Origin of the sequence: Pontibacter russatus (genome assembly GCF_009931655.1) — a bacterium.
GTDB lineage: Bacteria > Bacteroidota > Bacteroidia > Cytophagales > Hymenobacteraceae > Pontibacter > Pontibacter russatus.
This window is the reverse complement of the sequence record NZ_CP047984.1, coordinates 3,743,573-3,761,475: the sequence shown is the minus strand read 5'-3', so window position 1 is coordinate 3,761,475 and position 17,903 is coordinate 3,743,573. Positions and strand designations below refer to the sequence as shown.

Here is a 17,903-nt window from a genome sequence, read left to right as displayed (position 1 = left end):
TACCCTGACCCGGGCAGACCTGCTACAGAATATTACCCGTATTCAGCAGTTCCAGCACGGAGTCCAGCTGCGTGGAGTCGGGCAGGGTTTGCTTGGGCAGCACGGTGGTACAGTTATACTCTTTGCTGATGTCGACAGTGGGTTTTGGGAAGCGGCCCATGGTGTAGCCCAGTTCCTCGTCCTCGTATATCTTCTCCATATATAGCCCGAACACCGGCAGCGCGGTTTTAGAGCCCTCGCCCAACTGTGAGGTGCGGAAGTGAATGCTGCGGTCTTCGCCGCCCACCCATATACCCGTCACCAGGTCTTTTGTCACGCCCATATACCAGCCGTCGGAGTGGTTGGAGGTGGTGCCGGTTTTGCCGCCAATCTCGTTTCCTTTCTTCCAGAGGTCGTACTCCCACAGGGCCTGGGAGGTGCCCCCCGGCTCCTCCATGCCGCCCTTCAGCATGTGCATCATCAGGAAAGCGGTCTCTTCGCTCAGCACCTTCTTCTGCTTCGGCACAAACTGGTGTATCAGGTTGCCGTTACGGTCTTCGATGCGGGTAATGAACATGGGCTCCGTGTAGAATCCCTGGTTTGGGAAGGTGCTGTACGCCGCCACCATGTCGTATACAGACACATCGCTCGGCCCCAGGCCAATGGACGGGACCGCATCCAGCGGACTCGTAATGCCAAGGCGGTGCGCATACTTCACCACGGTCTCCCACCCCACCAGCTCGGTGAGTTGTGCCGTTACGGAGTTCACAGACTTGCCCATGGCGCGGCGCAGCGTCATGGGGGCACCGGTATACTCCCAGTCAGCATTGGTGGGCGACCAGCTTTTGGCTTCCCCGTTCTCCACGTAGTTGATGGTCACGCGCTTGTCCACCACTTTGTCGCAGGGCGAGTAGCCGTTGTCGATGGCGGCCACGTACACAAATGGCTTGAAGGTAGAGCCCGGCTGCCGGCGCGCCTGTTTCACGTGGTCGTACTTAAAATACTTGAAGTTGATGCCGCCCACCCAGGCCTTTATATGCCCGGAGAAAGGGTCCATGGTCATCATGCCGCCGTGCAGGAAGTGCTTGTAGTAGGCCAGCGAGTCCAGGGGGCTCATGGTCACTTTCTTTTCCAGCGAGTCGTTGTCCCAGGTAAACACCATCATCTCGCGCGGCGTGTGCAGTTCTTTGTTGATGGCGGCTGTGTCCTTGCCGTATTTATCCTTCAGCCGCTGGTAATAGGAGGTGCGCTTGATGGTCTCCTCTATGAAACCGGGAATCTCGCGGTTGTCCTCATCCACCCAGGGGTTTTTGCCTTCCCAGTGGTTGTCGAAGCGGCGCTGCAGCTTGCGCATGTGCTCCTCCATAGCCTCCTCGGCGTGCGCCTGCATCCGGGAATCGATGGTGGTGTATATCTTCAGGCCGTCGCGGTACAGGTCGTAGCCGTTCTGCTTCGTCCACTCCTGCAGGTAGTCGGCCACCGCCCCCCGGAAGTACGTGGCAGGGCCATCGTAATGGTTTTCCACACTGTAGTCCAGCACCAGCGGCAGTTGGCTCAGCGAGTCGGCCTTTGCCGGGGATATATAGTTGTACTTGGCCAGCTGTGCCAGCACCGTGTTGCGGCGGCGGGTGGCGTTTTCAGGGTTGAAGCGCGGACTGTAATAGGTCGGCGCTTTCAGGAGCCCCACCAGCACGGCCGCCTCCTCAGTTTTCAGGCTATCAGGCGGGGTGCCGAAGAAGGTTTTGGAGGCGACCTTGATACCGAAGGAGTTGGAGCCGAAATCGACGGTGTTGAGGTACATCGCCAGAATCTCCTGCTTGGTGTAGCGCTGCTCCAGCTTGATGGCCGTCAGCCACTCCTTGGTTTTGGAGATGACCAAGTCAGCCACCGGTATATGCCCCAGCACCCCTTTCGATTCGTTGGTGCGGGTTTTGTAGAGGTTTTTGGCGAGCTGCTGCGTGATGGTGCTGGCGCCGCGGGCATCGCCCTGCAGCGCGCCATATACAGCCGAGGCGATGGCGGCCGGGTCAATGCCGGAGTGTTCGTAAAAGCGCGCGTCTTCTGTGGCGATGAGCGCCTTGATCAGCATTGGCGACACGCTGTCGTAGCTTACGGGGCTGCGGTTCTCCTGAAAGTACTTGCCTATCAACTGCCCGTCGGCGGTATATAGCTCCGAGGCCTGGTCAGAGCGCGGGTTCTCCAGTTTGTCCAGGCTTGGGGAGGCGCCGAAGAGGTAAAACACGTTGTTGTCCACGCTTAGCAAGTAGCCCACCACAAATGCGACGCCTATAAACAGGCACTTCCAGACAAACCGAATAATGCTTTTATGGATGGGTTTCTTTGGCTTTTCTACTACTTCTCGCTCTTGCAGCATGCTTTATCAAATAGAGGACACCCTTGTTAAATTCACGTTTGCGCCCGTTCCAGAACGACTGCAAATATACCTTTTGTACACAACAACCGCGATTTAAAGGTTCAAAACTTAGTAAACGTTCGGCAAAAGGCCTGTTCTTTTACGGGCGGTGCCTATCTTTGCGCCATCCGCCAGCACCCCATACCCTTGCCATATGCCAGCATCAGCCACACAGGAGTTTGACCGACTACCCGGCCTGCCGCTCACCAAAACCACCCGCAACGGGCTGGTGCAGTTCTTCCATTTCGGAAGCACCCGCTACACCACCCCGCAGGGGCTGATCCTGGATGTGGGCGAAATAACGCTGGCCCTGAACTGCCCCTGGCAGTTGCAGCAGCCGGGCGGTGACGCCATCCGGCACAGCGAGGTATATATACGCAAGCGCGAAGCTGGCTTGCCGTCGCCGGTGTGGGACTGGAAAGTGCCCGGCTCCAGCTACCGAGACCAGCGGCTGCTGCAACTGGTGAAGCGCATGCCTGCTTTGGTGGTGAAGCGGGTGGAGGAGGCTGCCTACTATGGCTTCACCATTTACTTCACCGACCACAGCACCCTCACCGTCTCCCCTGACCCGCAGGAGCCCGCGGAAGAGTACTGGCAGCTGTTCAGCAACACCGGCGACGGCCTGAAGGTAGGCGCGGGCAGGGACGGGTATCTCCGTTAGGTTGATGACAGAGGCTGGGCCATACCATATATATAAACCTTGTTGTAAGTGCGGTTTGCGGCACCGGAGCAACCTTTCGGGCGGCGGGGTGGTATGGCATATAAAGCCAGACCTTTGAACCTACGCCTCCAGCTTTTCGAGTTAGAAGACCAGCGGTGGTTTCCGCACGTCATCCGCCAAGGGATGCTCGATTTCCTGCGTTTCATGATTTCGAAGCTGAGCGCTTACGAGGCTGCCCTGCCCTTGCTGCAGGAGCTGTTGGAGCGCACGCAGCAGCGCCATATCACCGACCTGTGCTCCGGAGCCGGGGGCGGCATCGGCGTGGTGCAGCGTGAGTTGAGCCAGCGCATGGGCACCACCATCCATATTACCCTCACCGATCTCTACCCAAACATCGCTTCCTATATATACCTGCAGCAAACTTCCGGCGGTGCCCTGGATTATATACCCGAACCTGTGGACGCCACGGCTGTGCCCGCACATATCACCGGCGTGCGCACCATTTTTTCCTCGTTCCACCACTTCCCGCCTGCCGTGGCGAAGGCCATCTTACAGCGCGCGGCCCACGACAAGGCAGCCATCGGTGTATTTGAAGGAGCGAGCAAGAGCTGGCTGGAGGTGCTGCTGCTCTGGACGGCCTTCCCGGTCATCATCTTCCTGGTGACGCCCTTTATCCGGCCGTTCCGTCTCAGCAGGCTTTTTTTCACGTACCTCGTCCCGCTTATTCCGCTGGGCATTATATGGGACGGCACGGTTTCGCTGCTCCGCATCTATACCCCCGAGATGCTGCAGCGCATGGTACAGGACATAGACTCCCCGCGGTATATATGGCGAACCGGCAAAGCTGGCACACGCCCGGGTAAGCACGTGATTTACCTCATCGGGTACGCGGAGGAGTAATTTTGAATGATTGAATCAGTATAGGTCTGATTCGGTCGATTTTTGAGCAAGGCTCCTGCCATATAGAATCTACTTACTAAGCGCTCCTGAGCTGTATGATAAATGTTAGTTGGTAAATGATAAATGAATAGCTACAGAAGCGCCCTGACGCTGATGCGGATTCCGTTTTCGGTGTACCTGATGCCGATTTTCTGGTTTGCGCTGAGCGCGGTGACCGGTTATGCGGTGTGGCGGGCAGTGGCGGTGTTCCTGATCCTGCACCTGCTGGCGTACCCGGCCAGCAACGGCTACAACTCCTACTACGACCGCGACGAGGGCAGCATCGGCGGTTTGAAGCAACCGCCCAAAGTGACGCGGCAGCTCATGCACCTTGTGTTGCTGTTCGATGTGCTGGCCGTGGGGCTGGGCATGCTGCTGTCGCCGCTGTTCGGGGCTCTGGTGACGCTGTACCTGCTCGTGTCGAAGGCATATAGCTACGAAGGCATTCGGCTGAAAAAACACCCCATCCTCAGCACCTTTGTCGTCACTTTTTTCCAGGGAGCCTTTACTTTTGTGATGGTGCTGGTGGGCATTGGCTTCGCGCCGGCGGAGGTGCTGCAACTGCCCTATATTGGATTTGCCCTCGTCAGCACGCTCTTTCTCTGCGGCTCCTACCCCCTCACCCAGATTTACCAGCACAGCGAGGACCGACAGCGCGGCGACCGCACGCTGAGCCTCATTTTAGGCATCAAAGGCACCTACCTGTTTGCCGCTGCCAGCCTGCTTTTGGGCACAGCCTTGCTGCTTTATCTTTATTTTACAACCGATCAGGTACGGAACATATATATCTTCCTGATTTGCACGGCTCCGGTCGTTTATTTTTTTGCGGGCTGGGTGCTGCGGTCGCAGCATGACCCGCGGGAGGTGAACTACGAAAACACCATGCAGATGAACAAAATCTCCTCGCTCAGCATCAGCACGGCTTTCATTATCATGATGGTGGTGCGCGCCTATTTGTAACGCCTGCTATATATAGGAGCGATGTCTCGTATACAGGCAAAACAATGCGCTCCCTATGAAACTTCTGCACGCAATTCTCGGCGGACTGGCCGCCACCGCCGCCATGACGGCTTTTCTGTACCTGCTTTCGTACGCCACGCACCGGGTAATGAAGGTGATAAAGATACTGGGCACTATGGTGCTGTTTCGCACGCAACCGGACGGAGGCCTCTCGGATGCCGTCAGCACCAAGGCGGTGGGCACGGTGGCGCACTATGCCGTGGGCATTTTCTTTGCGCTCTTCTACCTGGCGCTCTGGGATTCGGGGGTGGGCCTGCTGACTGCCTCCTGGGGTTTACTTTTAGGGCTTGGGCACGGCATCATCGCCATGGTGATCTGGTATTTCTTCTTTATGGTACACCCGAAACCGCCGCTCCTTGCCCTGAAGACCTACCTCATCACGCTCATATTCGCCCATATGGTATTCGGCCTGGTCATGACGTACACCGTGTATCTGCTCCAGCAGCCGGACTACGCTTTCTGGCAGTGAGTTAAAAGAGTTAGAAAGTCAGAAAATTAGAGAGTTAGATAGTGGGCAGTAATGTATTCTCTATTGGGTAATGCCTATATATTCAACTGCCCCTCCTTGTCCAAGACTCATCTTGTAGGGAAAGAATTGTAGCCATTCAAATTGAAGCAGCGGCTATCTATTAAGCTTATATACCGCCAGTTTGAGCGAAGCGGTAAAGGTGGTTGGGTATGGCAGCCAGTTGATAAATGCGAAAAACAGACTTAGGGTAATCTCTTGGCAAACTTGCCTCCTATATAACTACAAGTTGCGCTGTCGCTAAGCTTGCGGCATGAACTAAATATTTTCGCCTACAAGATGAGGTCCAAGGGTGGTTGGATGTACAAGCACAGCGAGCGCGTACTGCCTAATTGTTAAATGCATTGCCTATTTTTATCAGACCTGGTTCAGCATATATAAACGCATCAGCCCGCTCACCTTTCGGCAAGCGGGCTGATGCGTTTATATATAAGTTGATGCTGAAGCTTGCGCTTAGCCGTTCATCGAGATCAGGAACTCCTCGTTGCTCTTGGTTCCAACCATTCTGTCTTTCAGGAACTCCATGGCCTCGATGGAATTCATATCAGACATAAACTTGCGCAGGATCCAGATACGGTTCAGCTCGTCCTTGTCCATCAGCAGGTCTTCGCGGCGTGTGCCGGATGCAGGCACGTCGATAGCCGGGTAGGTGCGTCTGTTGGCCAGTTTGCGGTCCAGCTGAAGCTCCATGTTACCGGTACCTTTGAATTCTTCAAAAATCACCTCGTCCATCTTCGAGCCTGTGTCTATCAGGGCTGTAGCGATGATGGTGAGCGAGCCGCCGTTCTCCACGTTGCGGGCCGCCCCGAAGAAGCGCTTCGGCTTGTGCAGCGCGTTGGCGTCCACACCACCCGACAGGATTTTACCGGACGACGGAACCACGGTGTTGTAAGCGCGCGCCAGGCGGGTAATGGAGTCCAGCAGAATCACCACGTCGTGGCCGCACTCCACCATGCGCTTTGCCTTGTCCAGCACAATGCTCGACACTTTCACGTGGCGCTCGGCTGTTTCGTCGAAGGTAGAGGCGATCACCTCGGCTTTTACGCTGCGGGCCATATCGGTTACTTCTTCCGGGCGCTCGTCTATCAGCAGGATCATCAGGTACACCTCCGGGTGGTTTTCGGAGATGGCATTGGCGATCTCTTTCAGCAGCACGGTTTTACCTGTCTTTGGCTGCGCCACAATCATGCCGCGCTGGCCCTTTCCAATCGGAGCGAACAGGTCGAGAATGCGGGTGGAAAGCTGGCTTGGCCTTGTGGTCAGTTTCAGGCGCTCCTCTGGGAACAGCGGCGTGAGATGCTGGAACGGAATGCGGTCGCGGATCTCTTCGGTGGTGCGGCCGTTCACGGTCTCCACTTTCAGCAGGGCGAAGTATTTCTCGCCTTCCTTCGGCGGGCGTATCTGGCCTTTCACCGTGTCGCCTGTCTTCAGGCCGAAAAGCTTTATCTGCGAAGGCGACACATAAATGTCGTCCGGGCTGGCCAGGTAGTTGTAGTGCGTGGAACGCAGGAAGCCATACCCATCCTGCATCAGTTCCAGCACGCCTTCGTTCAGGATAATACCGTCAAACTCCTTGAAATTGGTGGTATTCTGCGCCTGCTGCTGGTTGTTGCGGCGCGGGTTTGTATCGTTGCGGTCGTTTCGGGTATCATTGCCCCTGCTGTCGTTGCCGCGGTTATCGTTTCGGTTGTCGCGCTCGCTGCGCGTGTCGCGGGCGTCGTTGCCCCGGTTGTCATTTCCGCGGTTGTCGTTTCCGCGGTTGTCGTTTCCGCGGTTGTCGCTACGGTTCTCTCTATCGGCACGGTTTTCTTTTGGAGCATCGTTTCCTCTGCTGTCGCTGCGGTTGGCGTTGCTCCTGTTATCGTCTCTTCCCTCGCGGGTTTGCGTTTCGGGGCGCACGCGCTCCCGGTTGTTCTGCAAGCCATGGTCTTTGACAGGGGCTGGTGCGGCAACTACGGTGGCGGCGTTGCTTTCGGTGCGGGCGGCTACAGGCTCGGGGGCGGGGCGCCTTTCTCTTTTAGCGCGAGTGGGTGCCTCTGCCAGGGCCACTTCGCTTACTTCTGCTACAGCAATGTCACTTTCAGATGCTTCAGCATTCCCTACAGCAGCGGCACCAACAGCAGACTTGTATTTTTTTGGTAGTTGCTCAGAAGGCGTTACGGCTTGCGTGTCGAGGATTTTGTAGATAAGGTCCTGCTTGCTGAGTTTCCTGAAGTTTTTTACGCCCAGGTCTTCAGCAATTTCCTTGAGTTCTGAAAGAAGTCTATCTTTCAATTCATCAATATTGTACATAAATAACGGTATGGTAGTTAATTAGCCTGCCAGGTTGCACAGTAGGCGAACGCAGCGAGAGATTCTGTTATTAATCAGGAAAAATAGAATTGGTTGCGAAAGAGTCAGAGAGGCACAGGGAAGGGCCTTCTTCAATTGTACCGCAATGTTATTGCAATGCCTTATAATTAACAAATATTACGGAGTATTTTATAGTAAAAGTTTCAATATCGGTCAAAAAGATTTCGCGAATGCCCCTATCTCCTTAAAAAAGTATATTTTTGCAGGTATATATAACACCCAACTATGTTACAGTTAACAGTTTTAAGAGAACAGACGGCCCAGGTGGTAGAAGGTCTGAACAAGAAAAACTACAAAAACGCGGCTGAGGAGGTAAACGCCCTTCTGGCGCTGGACCAGCAGCGCCGCCAGGTGCAGGGCCAGCACGACGAACTGCAGAGCCGCGCCAACGCCATCTCCAAAGAAATCGGGGTGCTGATGAAGAACGGGGAGCGCGCGCAGGCCGAAGCCTATAAATCAGAAACGTCCGAACTGAAGCAGAAGACAAAACAACTTGCCGAGCAACTGGCGGCGGTGGAGGAGCAGATACAGCAGGCTTTGTACAAACTGCCAAACCTGCCGCACGAGAGCGTGCCTGTGGGTAGAACACCGGAAGACAACGAAGTAGTTCTGCAGCACGGCGAAATTCCGAAATTATTTGAAGGCGCGCTGCCGCACTGGGAGCTGATCCAGAAGTACGACATCATCGATTTTGAGCTGGGCAACAAGATAACGGGCGCGGGCTTCCCGGTATATAAGAGGCAGGGGGCGCGGCTGCAGCGGGCGCTCATCAACTTTTTCCTCGACGAGGCCATCGCCGCAGGCTATATGGAGGTGCAGCCGCCGATTCTGGTGAACGAGGCCTCCGGCTTCGGCACCGGCCAGCTGCCCGACAAGGAAGGCCAGATGTACCACGCCACCGAAGACAACCTGTACCTGATCCCGACGGCCGAGGTGCCGATTACCAATATATACCGGGATATGATTCTGCCCGTGGAGCAACTGCCCGTGAAGAACGCCGGCCACACCCCCTGCTTCCGCCGTGAGGCGGGCTCGTGGGGAGCTGATGTGCGCGGCCTGAACCGCCTGCACCAGTTCGACAAGGTGGAGATTGTGCAGATTACGCTGCCCGAGAAATCGTATGAGGCGCTGGAGGAGATGAGCCGGCACATACAGGGCCTGTTACAAAAACTAGAGCTGCCCTACCGCGTGCTGCGCCTGTGCGGCGGCGACATGGGCTTCACCGCTGCCCTCACTTTTGATATGGAAGTGTACTCCACGGCCCAGGGCCGCTGGCTGGAGGTAAGCTCTGCCTCCAATTTCGAGACGTACCAGGCCAACCGCCTGAAGCTGCGCTACAAAACAGAGTCCGGCAAAACGCAGCTGCTGCACACGCTGAACGGCAGCGCCCTGGCCCTGCCGCGCATCGTCGCCGCCCTGCTGGAGAACAACCAAACCCCTGACGGCATCCGCATGCCGAAGGTGCTGCACCCGTATCTTGGCTTTGAGAAGATTGGCTGAGTTAATGTTTTTTAATGTAGTGAAAATGAGCGCCCCGGCAGAAGTCGGGGCGCTCTTGTTTATATATGATTTTAATGGTGGAGGCTGTATTTATATATCAGGTGATATATAGTATATTGGGGTAGTTTGTTTGTGCTTGTCTGCTATATATAGCATATAAGTCGAAAATTACGTTTAGCTACTAATTGGGCTTTATTCAAAAATAAAATATGAAGAAGAAGTCTTTCCTCCCCGTATTGATTCTGCTTTGGCTTTCACTCAACACTTTTGCACAGGAAGTATTAGAGGTGCCAATAAATCTATCTCAAGGCTATAGCGTGTTCCATCCAGGCATAGGAGGCATCATGGCAGAGGCTGAAGATAGCCCCTTCCGTTTAGAATTAAGGGGAATACCGGGGAACCTTAAAAACATCACTAAGCACCAATTTAGGATTGACGAGAAGCAGTTCTTCTACCAGCTTTTCATTGGCAAGAAGATTTCAAAAGAAATGTTTGACCAGTGGATGCAGCTCCTGAAATACGTACCCAATGAGAAAGAGCTCTCCAAAGAGCCTCTGAGAGTCTCAGTCTACGCCATAGTAGGTGAAAACGAAGCAGGTAATAAAGTATGGCTTGCCGACACCGACACCGATCTTGATTTCTCAGATGAACAAGCACGCCCGCTGCTGATGTACGCTATGCCGCTGGACTTCGAAAAATATAAAAGCTTTGCAGATAACGCTGTTCAGGTAAAGCACCAACTTTTACGCAATGGCAAAGTGGTTGAAGAGACGCTTCCTTTAGCCATCGTTGGCATGCCTGAAGATGAGAATGTTTATTTCAATTTCCCGAGACATTACACCGCCACTATAAACGACCAGGGCAAGGCTTACAAGATTGCAATTGAAAGCGGCAGCTTTGTTTCAAAGGACTTGAATGAAGAGGACAACAAGCTGGTAGTGCTAACGGATAAGGCGAGGAACAGGACGGTGGACTTGTCTGTGCCTGTGCGTCCTAACCAGTACTTCTACCTAGGAGACGTTATGTACCAGTACCTGGGCGTTAATGGGGAAAAGAGTGTAGCCAGAATTCGAAAAGTACAGCATCCTGATACGGTAAAATCAGCTCAGATAGGATTCCCTACGCTTGACTTCAAGGGAAAGGACTTCAAGTCAGAGAAGGAGGTTACAACTGAGCAGTTGAAAGGAAAGTATGTTCTGTTGGATTTCTGGGCAACGTGGTGTGGTCCCTGCATAAAGGAGTTTCCAAGGCTGAAGGCCTTAACCGACCAGTATGATAAGAGCAAGTTCGAAGTTGTAGGAATAATAGGACAATCAAAACCTGAAGACGTGGCAAAGCTAATTGAAAAGCATGGGCTCACTTGGTCACAGGTGTTGTCCGATAAGATTGTGGAGCAGCATGGTGTAGCGAGTTATCCCTCTACTCTCCTTATCTCCCCAGAGGGAAAAGTAATTTATAAGGATATAAAAGGGGAAGAGTTGGAGAGGGTGTTAGCAGAATTAATGAAGTAAAAGTGCAGCAGCTAACATAGCATATGAGCAAAGCTTCGGCTGCGCCTCGCACACCTCATGTACGAACACCGTTGGGCGTAAGCAAAAACAACTTAGGATGCTAAAAAGCAGTTATATATAAAAACATACAATCATGCGTGTAGTAAGCTTAATGTTACCGGAGCATCTGGATATAAGTGAACCAGAACTGAAAATACTTTTAGCTGGGGAATTATATGAGAGAGAAAAGCTCTCTTTAGGGCAAGCCGCAGATTTAGCCGGACTATCAAAAAGAGCTTTCATAGAAATAATGGGCATGTACGGATTTTCTCTGTTCAGTAAATCTGAAGAAGATTTATTAACTGACGTCGCCAATGCCTGAACTGATAATTTGTGATACCAGTTGCTTAATCCTTTTTGACAAGATAGAAAGACTGGATTTGCTCAGAAAGTGCTACTCCACCGTCTATGTTACACCCGAGATTGCAGATGAATTTGGTAAAGCCTTACCAGATTGGGTAAAGATAAAAGGAGCAAGTAACGAGGCGCTGCAATAAACACTGACACAAATTTTAGGCAAAGGGGAAGCAAGTGCCATCGCCTTGACTTTTGATTTACCGGGCACTTTGGTAGCACTTGATGACTTGAAAGCCAGAAAAGTCGCCAAATCACTTCACTTGAGAATCACCGGCAGCCTGGGAATTTTAGTCAAAGCCAGGCAACAGGGATATATAACAAAGCTCTTGCCTGTTCTAAATCAAGTACAACAGACTGACTTTAGAATATCAGAAAATATAGCCAGAAAAATTCTATACATGGTAGGTGAATGAAGGTTAGCATATACGTGACTCTTGCCCCGCAACGGCTGACTCGCACCGAGTAAAAAGCTATGATTAGACCTCTATATATCCTGCTGCTCTGCTTCCTGCTCACCAACTGCACCCATGAAAATGGGAAGCAGCCGCAGGCAATTACTGCCCCTGAAGCCGACGAATGGGCGCTGCTCGGTTTTGTGAAGGTGGACAGCCTGAACCCTATTATGCAGCCCTCGCCCGGCCAGCAGTTCCATTGCCCTGTCAGCGACAGCCTGGTGCGGTGGGAGGCGCGGAACGTGCTGAACCCATCAGCCGTGGTAAAAGGCGGCAAGGTATATATGATCTACCGGGCGCAGGACAACCACATGACCTCCAGGCTGGGCCTGGCCGTCAGCGATGACGGCCTTCATTTTACCAAGCAACCGGAGCCGGTGCTGTACCCTGAAAATGACGCATTTAAAAAATACGAGTGGAAGTGCGGCATCGAAGACCCCCGGGTGGTGGAAAGCGAGGACGGCACCTATATCCTGACCTATACCGCCTATGACGGCAAAACCGCCCGGCTGTGCCTGGCCACCTCCAAAGACCTGAAGACCTGGGTAAAGCACGGCCTGGTTTTGGGCGAGGGGAAGTACAAAGACACCTGGTCCAAATCCGGGGCCATTGTGGCGAGGCGCGTAGGAAACAGAACGGTGGCCACCAAAATTGACGGGAAGTACTGGATGTATTTCGGTGACACCGATTTGTTTATGGCCACCTCGGATGACCTGGTGCAGTGGGAGGTGGCGGAGAATGCGGAAACGCAGAAAATGATTTCGGTACTGCACCCCCGCCCCGGCTACTTCGACAGCCGCCTGGTGGAGCCCGGCCCCTACGCGATGCTGCAGGACGATGGCATTCTGCTGATATATAACGGGAGCAACGCGGCCAATTTCAACGACCCCGCCCTGCCTAAGTTCACTTACAGCGCCGGGCAGGCCCTGTTCGACAAAAACCAGCCCTACAAACTCATCGCCAGAACAGACTCCAACTTTATCCAGCCCGACAAGCCCTACGAGAAAATTGGCGAGGTAAACGAAGTCTGCTTCGTGGAAGGGTTGGTTTACTTCAAAGACAAATGGTTCCTGTATTACGGCACGGCAGACTCGAAAATAGCCGTAGCAGTAAAAGAGGACGCAAAGTAAGTACTCTCGTTTAGTCCAAACGCTTTTTATATATAACGTGAACTCGGGAATTAATTTATATACAACTTATTATAATTTAGGTGATTATCTCCATGTATAAACATATAGAAGTCAGCTCAAAGCGACACTGTTTCCAGTTTTTCCAGGAGGCGCCTCGAGAGTTTCCGGTGCTGCGTGAGCGGCAGCCGTAAGGCAGGAAACGAAAGCAGCGCCGAAGGGAATTAGTTTACCCCGAAGTATTTCGGGGAGGCCTCTCGGCCTGAGAGCACCAAAGCCAGCTATAGAACCTCAAGAAAGTCAAGCCAGAGGGATGAGCATTTGTTTGAAGCATAGGTGAACAATTCCCGAGTTCACGATATATACCTATATATAGCGCACAGCACTTTAGCTGAAGTTTATATATAAGATAGCTGTGTTGCGCCCGGCCGACAGACTGCAGGTTTATATATACCAGGCCATATGCGGGGGGAGTCTGGAGCCCCTTGCCCACAGGGCATCACTGGATGAATTCCGGCACCAGAGACAGCCAGCGCTATCCGCCGTACTGCTCTGTATACTGCTGGTAGTGGTTCCTGAGTTTGTACCTTTTGAGCAAGTTTTGAGCTTCCGCTATACCTTGTGCTGTCAATGCTTTTGGCTGCAGCAGTTGCAGCAGCGCTTCCTGCTCATTCCCTTCCCCGGCTATATCCCCGTAATCTTTCAGGAACAGCGCTGACAAGTAAATTTTATTCTTCTGCACACTCACATAGCCAATCGCCACGAGCTTTTCCAGCGCCTGCTCCACCTCTTTGAGGGTGAATACCGTGCCGTCTACAGCGTCAGCCATCAGCAAAACGTCCGACAGGGTGGCTCCTCCCTCCCCGCCTGTGGCCAGCAACAGCGCCTCCAGGAACCGGGCATCCGTCTCCTGCCAGGTTAGGTTATAGTTGGTCATCATCTTCACATCGCCTCAACTTCATATATCCAAATCATCAAACGGAATGTTCCGCATGCATTTAAAATGGCCCTTGGGACACTTGCTGTAGCCTATTTTGGAGCAGGGGCGGCAGCTGAGGCCCTGTACTTCCAGCACTTTATACCGCGTCCGGAAGGGATACATGCCGAACTCCGGAATGGTGTTGCCCCACACGCTGATAATATCCTTTTGGAAGGCGGCAGCGATGTGCATCAGGCCGGTGTCGTGGCTGATGACTTTGGCTGCCTGCCGCACCAGCGAGGCCGATCCGTTGAGGCTGTACTTGCCGCAGGCGTTGTAAATCGTAGTTCGTTGAGCGTTGTTCGCTGAGCGTTGTTCGAAGTAGGCGGCTATTTCTTCGCCGGTGGCGGCGTCCTCTTTGCCTCCCAGCAAAACAACGGGCTGCTGCAGCCGCCCGCACAGCTCGATGATGCGCACGGTGGGCAGGCGCTTGGTGTAATGCTGCGCCCCGATGGCAAAGGCCACATATCCCTGTTGAAACGGCGCCGGCAATGTTTGTATATCCACTTCGTCCTGTGGCGGGATAAAATAATCCAGACCTTTGCCGTCGTCTTGCACGTCCAGGGCAGCGGCGGCATCCAGATAGCGGTTTACGATGTGTACGTCGGGCAGGCGGTTGAGCTTGAAGTTCACCATCAGCCACTTCTCATAGTTGAGCTTGTTGAAGCTGCGGCCCGGCTTGCCCAGCCGCGCCTTGATGACGCGCGTGCGCAGGTTATTGTGCAGGTCGATGACATAGTCGAAGTTCTCAGCCTTCAGTTGCTGCACCAGTTCACTCAGGCTGTCCTGCAGCACATGCACCTTGTCTATATAGGGATTATTTGCCAGCATGCCCCGGAAAGCCAGTTTGGTGCAGTAATGCACCTCCGCGTCGGGCACCTGCTGCTTCACGCAGCGCACCACGGGCGTCGTCAGCACAATATCGCCGATGGAGGAGAAACGAAGGATGAGAATTTTAGGCATTTTATATATGCGCGTCCTGCTTGACCCATCCCTAACCCCTCCAGGGAGGGAGTTACCTTATATAAATGTCCCCCTTTGAAGGGGGCAGGGGGATGATTATATATAGCTGATTACTTTAACTCTACTTTATCTTCTCCTTCCGCTCCCGAAAGTACCGCTCCACTTCCGCCGCCGACTTCGTGTTGAAGGTCATCTCTTTAGTGAGTCCTCCTTTGCGGCCTACCAGCACGCCGTAGCGCATGTCGTCATAGCCGCTGGTGTGGTGGGCATCGGGGTTGATGCTGAGCATCACGCCTTTTTCCAGCGCGTACTGCACCCAGCGCCAGTCCATGTCCAGGCGCCACGGATTGGCGTTTATCTCGATGATGACATTGTGGGCGGCGCAGGCATCAATCACGGCTCTGTGGTTGATCGGGTAACCCTCGCGGCGCAGCAGCAGGCGGCCCGTCGGGTGGCCCAGCATGGTGGTGTAGGGGTTTTCGATGGCGGTGATAAGGCGGGAAGTGGCCTTTTTCTCGTCCATGTTCAGGCTGCTGTGGATGCTCGCCACAATAAAGTCGAAGGTTTGGAGGATATCCGTATCATAATCCAAAGAGCCATCTCCCAGGATGTCCGACTCAATGCCTTTGAATATCCTGAACGGAGCCAGCTTTTTATTCAGCTCCTCTATCTCCTTTTGCTGCCGCAGCACGTCGCCTTCGCGCAGTCCCCCGGCATACGACGCTGTTTTGGAGTGGTCGCATATGCCCAGGTACTCATACCCCATGTCGCGGCAGTAGGTAGCCATCTGCTCCAGGGTGTTGGCGCCGTCGGAGTAGGTGCTGTGGTTGTGCAAGCTACCTTTCAGGTCAGAGAGCTCCAGCAGTCGGGGCAGCTTGTTCTCCATCGCCAGTTGCAGTTCATTGGTGCCCTCGCGCAGCTCCGGCACCACGTAGGCCATCCCGGCAGCGGCATATACGTCCTCCTCGGTGGCATGCTTTTCCTCCCGCACCACGTTGATCATACACTTGCCGGCAGCGAATACCTGGCTCAGGTGCGCTTTAGAAGAAGAATGCATCAGCAGCTCATTTCCAAAGCAGGCGACAGGCGCAAGATATATGGCTGTCTCCAAACCGTTCACTATATGCTGCCCGCGCCACACCAACGGGCCGGAGGCCTTCTCATTCTGTTGCAGCATTTCCAGTTGGTTCAGGGCTTCCTCCGCTTCTGCCGGGGCATCGGTGCCCACCACCAGCTCCAACTTCTCCACAATTTCCATCCGGCGGCGTATATCGCCTGCCAACGCTGCCTGCACTCCGGGCAGGGCCTGTTGTATCTGCTGCAGCAGTTCCGCCGCGGCAGGCTCGGCCTCGGCATACAGCAGCTTGCCCCGGTTCTGCTGCGTGAAGAGCAGCGCCTGCCGGATGTTTTCCTGCGTTTTGGCCCCGAAGCCCTTCAGCTTGCTCAGCTTGTCCTGCTCGCAGGCCTCCAGCAGTTCCTCCACCGTCTCGGTGCCCAGCTCTTTCCAGATAACGCGCACCTTTTTGGGGCCGATGCCTTTGATGCGCAGCATCTCCACCACGCCCGGCGGCGTGGCGGCCAGCATCTGGTCCAGCTCCGCGAAAGAGCCGGTGGAGTTTATCTCCATTATCTTGGCGGCGATGCCTTTGCCTACTCCGGCGATGCCCTCCAGTTGTGCTTGGCCCATGCCGGCCAGGGGTGCCTCCACCAGTTCCAGCGTTCCCACCGCATTTGCGTAGGAACGGACTTTAAAGGGATTCTCGTCGTGCAGTTCCAGCAGCTCGGCCGCCAGCCTGAACAGTTTTATGATGTTTTTATTTTCCAAGGCGCTTTCCCGTGTTTCACAAAGATAGAAAATGCCGCCGAACCTTACCCGACTCACGGGGGATATTCGGCCCTGCCGGGGCATGTGTTTTATTTAGGCTATGCTGTAGGCGCCTGAACAGGCAGCTTTTACATTAGCAGGCTTCTATATACCCGAATAAATGCCTATCTTGGCCTTGCAAACCCAATCCCAAGGTATGAAACACATTGCGTTGCTTTGCCTGCTGTCGCTCGTGCTGGCAGCTGTCACCTGCAGGAAAACCGATAAACTGGCGGCGGAGATAGTCGGCAAGACCTGGCTGCACTCCTACGAGGATGACGCCGGCGACACCGTTGTGTTTCGCCCCAACACCTACGACTTCCCTCCCTCCCGCGGCCGCACCGGCTTTACGCTGGAGCCCGGTGGCGTGATAAAGCGCTACGAGATTGCCCCCACCGACGGGCTGGAGGAGCAACTGGGCGAATGGGAGCAGGTAGACAAGGACAGGGTGCAGATCAGGATGAACCCCGAGAGCAGCCCGCCCCAGCACTACCAGGTGGAAATCCTCTCGCTCGAGGATGACGTGCTGAAGATCATACGGCGTCCCGTAGCCACGGAAAACTGATTTCTCGACCCGAAAGCATACACGAAGCAGTAAAATTTCCGGCTTCTTTTCCGGGTTTATATATAGCCTGCCCCTCGGGCGGCTGCTTTGGGAGTGCTTCGCTTTTAGCAGCGGCAAATGCGCGGAGCAGGAAGGCTGTCATTTTTAATTTGCCCCGCCATCTTACACTTAACAAGAGCAACTATATACATGCAACACTGGCTTGTAAAATCAGAACCTGAAACATACGCCTGGGCTGACCTGGTAAAGGACGGGCGCACCACCTGGGACGGCGTGCGCAACTTTCAGGCGCGCAACAACCTGCAGCAGATGCAACCCGGCGACCTGGTGCTGTTCTACCACAGCGTGTCGGAGAAGGCCGTGGTGGGAATCGCCAAAGTAGACAAAGCCGCTTACCCCGACCCCTCCGCCGACGACCCGAAGTGGGTGGCGGTGGACCTGGTGCCTTTCCGCGATTTCAAGGAGCCGGTAACGCTGGAGCAGATAAAAAAAGACAAACGCCTGGAGAAGATCGCCCTGCTGCGCCAGTCGCGGCTGTCGGTGATGCCGCTTACCGGCGAGGAATTCGACGTCCTGCTGGCGCTGGGGAACTAACCCGGAGCGGCCAGAAAGCAGGCGGCGCCAACAACGAATAGCAGCCAAATGCAGTACATTGC

At 54.2% G+C, this 17,903-nt stretch carries 16 protein-coding genes; 11 read left to right on the top strand and 5 right to left on the bottom strand.

Features of this window, described 5'->3' with window-relative positions:
• Positions 1–22 precede the first annotated feature (22 nt).
• Entirely contained in the window at positions 23–2,353 is a 2,331-nt protein-coding gene (locus GSQ62_RS15665) for a penicillin-binding protein 1A (protein WP_161890377.1), read from the bottom strand.
• A gap of 193 nt (positions 2,354–2,546) precedes the next feature.
• On the opposite strand from GSQ62_RS15665, the gene GSQ62_RS15660 reads away from it, so the two are divergent.
• The 4 genes from GSQ62_RS15660 (at position 2,547) to GSQ62_RS15645 (ending at position 5,481) form a co-directional block, all read left to right on the top strand.
• On the top strand, positions 2,547–3,053 hold the full coding sequence (locus GSQ62_RS15660) for a hypothetical protein (protein WP_161890376.1): 507 nt from the start codon (positions 2,547–2,549) through the stop codon (positions 3,051–3,053).
• A gap of 114 nt (positions 3,054–3,167) precedes the next feature.
• Positions 3,168–3,953, top strand: coding sequence for a class I SAM-dependent methyltransferase (locus tag GSQ62_RS15655; RefSeq protein ID WP_161890375.1), 786 nt, complete (start codon positions 3,168–3,170; stop codon positions 3,951–3,953).
• A gap of 123 nt (positions 3,954–4,076) precedes the next feature.
• Positions 4,077–4,952, top strand: a complete 876-nt coding sequence (locus tag GSQ62_RS15650) for a UbiA family prenyltransferase (protein WP_161890374.1) — start codon at positions 4,077–4,079, stop codon at positions 4,950–4,952.
• A gap of 55 nt (positions 4,953–5,007) precedes the next feature.
• Positions 5,008–5,481, top strand: a complete 474-nt coding sequence (locus GSQ62_RS15645; protein WP_161890373.1) for a hypothetical protein — start codon at positions 5,008–5,010, stop codon at positions 5,479–5,481.
• A 510-nt stretch (positions 5,482–5,991) separates the two neighbouring features.
• Here the strand turns inward: GSQ62_RS15645 and rho are convergent.
• Positions 5,992–7,830, bottom strand: coding sequence for a transcription termination factor Rho (rho, locus tag GSQ62_RS15640; RefSeq protein ID WP_161890372.1), 1,839 nt, complete (start codon positions 7,828–7,830; stop codon positions 5,992–5,994).
• A gap of 285 nt (positions 7,831–8,115) precedes the next feature.
• Between rho and serS the strand changes: the two genes are divergently transcribed.
• The 5 genes from serS to GSQ62_RS15615 all read left to right on the top strand — a co-directional run bounded on the left by serS (position 8,116) and on the right by GSQ62_RS15615 (position 12,879).
• A complete protein-coding gene (gene serS / locus GSQ62_RS15635) occupies positions 8,116–9,390 on the top strand; it encodes a serine--tRNA ligase (RefSeq protein WP_161890371.1) in 1,275 nt (424 codons plus the stop codon).
• A 209-nt stretch (positions 9,391–9,599) separates the two neighbouring features.
• The gene (locus GSQ62_RS15630; protein ID WP_161890370.1) at positions 9,600–10,901 is read left to right on the top strand and encodes a TlpA family protein disulfide reductase; all 1,302 of its coding nucleotides are present in this window, start codon (positions 9,600–9,602) and stop codon (positions 10,899–10,901) included.
• Positions 10,902–11,034: 133 nt separating this feature from the next.
• Entirely contained in the window at positions 11,035–11,262 is a 228-nt protein-coding gene (locus GSQ62_RS15625) for a UPF0175 family protein (RefSeq protein ID WP_161890369.1), read from the top strand.
• A 220-nt stretch (positions 11,263–11,482) separates the two neighbouring features.
• Positions 11,483–11,710: a DUF3368 domain-containing protein gene (locus GSQ62_RS21180; protein ID WP_161890368.1), complete on the top strand. Its 228-nt coding sequence runs from the start codon at positions 11,483–11,485 to the stop codon at positions 11,708–11,710.
• A gap of 59 nt (positions 11,711–11,769) precedes the next feature.
• A complete protein-coding gene (locus GSQ62_RS15615) occupies positions 11,770–12,879 on the top strand; it encodes a glycoside hydrolase family 130 protein (RefSeq protein WP_161890367.1) in 1,110 nt (369 codons plus the stop codon).
• 532 nt (positions 12,880–13,411) lie between these two features.
• Here GSQ62_RS15615 and GSQ62_RS15610 read toward each other — a convergent pair.
• From GSQ62_RS15610 to GSQ62_RS15600, 3 genes are all read right to left on the bottom strand, one after another.
• Positions 13,412–13,816, bottom strand: coding sequence for a hypothetical protein (locus tag GSQ62_RS15610; protein WP_237586671.1), 405 nt, complete (start codon positions 13,814–13,816; stop codon positions 13,412–13,414).
• A gap of 18 nt (positions 13,817–13,834) precedes the next feature.
• Positions 13,835–14,818 carry a glycosyltransferase family 9 protein gene (locus GSQ62_RS15605; protein WP_161890366.1) on the bottom strand — a complete coding sequence of 328 codons (984 nt, stop codon included), beginning with the start codon at positions 14,816–14,818 and terminating at the stop codon, positions 13,835–13,837.
• Positions 14,819–14,939: 121 nt separating this feature from the next.
• The gene (locus GSQ62_RS15600; protein ID WP_161890365.1) at positions 14,940–16,643 is read right to left on the bottom strand and encodes a DNA polymerase/3'-5' exonuclease PolX; all 1,704 of its coding nucleotides are present in this window, start codon (positions 16,641–16,643) and stop codon (positions 14,940–14,942) included.
• 196 nt (positions 16,644–16,839) lie between these two features.
• Between GSQ62_RS15600 and GSQ62_RS15595 the strand changes: the two genes are divergently transcribed.
• Both GSQ62_RS15595 and GSQ62_RS15590 read left to right on the top strand, forming a co-directional pair.
• Positions 16,840–17,247 (top strand): hypothetical protein, encoded by a 408-nt coding sequence (locus GSQ62_RS15595; protein WP_161890364.1) that lies wholly within the window; start codon positions 16,840–16,842, stop codon positions 17,245–17,247.
• 189 nt (positions 17,248–17,436) lie between these two features.
• Positions 17,437–17,841, top strand: a complete 405-nt coding sequence (locus GSQ62_RS15590; RefSeq protein WP_161890363.1) for an EVE domain-containing protein — start codon at positions 17,437–17,439, stop codon at positions 17,839–17,841.
• Positions 17,842–17,903: the final 62 nt, after the last annotated feature.

Bases quoted from the DNA above. Each gene is read 5' to 3' on its own strand.
- GSQ62_RS15665 (WP_161890377.1), bottom strand. From the start codon at position 2,353: ATGCTGCAAGAGCGAGAAGTAGTAGAAAAGCCAAAGAAACCCATCCAT.
- GSQ62_RS15660 (WP_161890376.1), top strand. From the start codon at position 2,547: ATGCCAGCATCAGCCACACAGGAGTTTGACCGACTACCCGGCCTGCCG.
- GSQ62_RS15650 (WP_161890374.1), top strand. From the start codon at position 4,077: ATGAATAGCTACAGAAGCGCCCTGACGCTGATGCGGATTCCGTTTTCG.
- GSQ62_RS15645 (WP_161890373.1), top strand. From the start codon at position 5,008: ATGAAACTTCTGCACGCAATTCTCGGCGGACTGGCCGCCACCGCCGCC.
- rho (WP_161890372.1), bottom strand. From the start codon at position 7,830: ATGTACAATATTGATGAATTGAAAGATAGACTTCTTTCAGAACTCAAG.
- serS (WP_161890371.1), top strand. From the start codon at position 8,116: ATGTTACAGTTAACAGTTTTAAGAGAACAGACGGCCCAGGTGGTAGAA.
- GSQ62_RS15630 (WP_161890370.1), top strand. From the start codon at position 9,600: ATGAAGAAGAAGTCTTTCCTCCCCGTATTGATTCTGCTTTGGCTTTCA.
- GSQ62_RS15625 (WP_161890369.1), top strand. From the start codon at position 11,035: ATGCGTGTAGTAAGCTTAATGTTACCGGAGCATCTGGATATAAGTGAA.
- GSQ62_RS15615 (WP_161890367.1), top strand. From the start codon at position 11,770: ATGATTAGACCTCTATATATCCTGCTGCTCTGCTTCCTGCTCACCAAC.
- GSQ62_RS15610 (WP_237586671.1), bottom strand. From the start codon at position 13,816: ATGATGACCAACTATAACCTAACCTGGCAGGAGACGGATGCCCGGTTC.
- GSQ62_RS15605 (WP_161890366.1), bottom strand. From the start codon at position 14,818: ATGCCTAAAATTCTCATCCTTCGTTTCTCCTCCATCGGCGATATTGTG.
- GSQ62_RS15595 (WP_161890364.1), top strand. From the start codon at position 16,840: ATGAAACACATTGCGTTGCTTTGCCTGCTGTCGCTCGTGCTGGCAGCT.
- GSQ62_RS15590 (WP_161890363.1), top strand. From the start codon at position 17,437: ATGCAACACTGGCTTGTAAAATCAGAACCTGAAACATACGCCTGGGCT.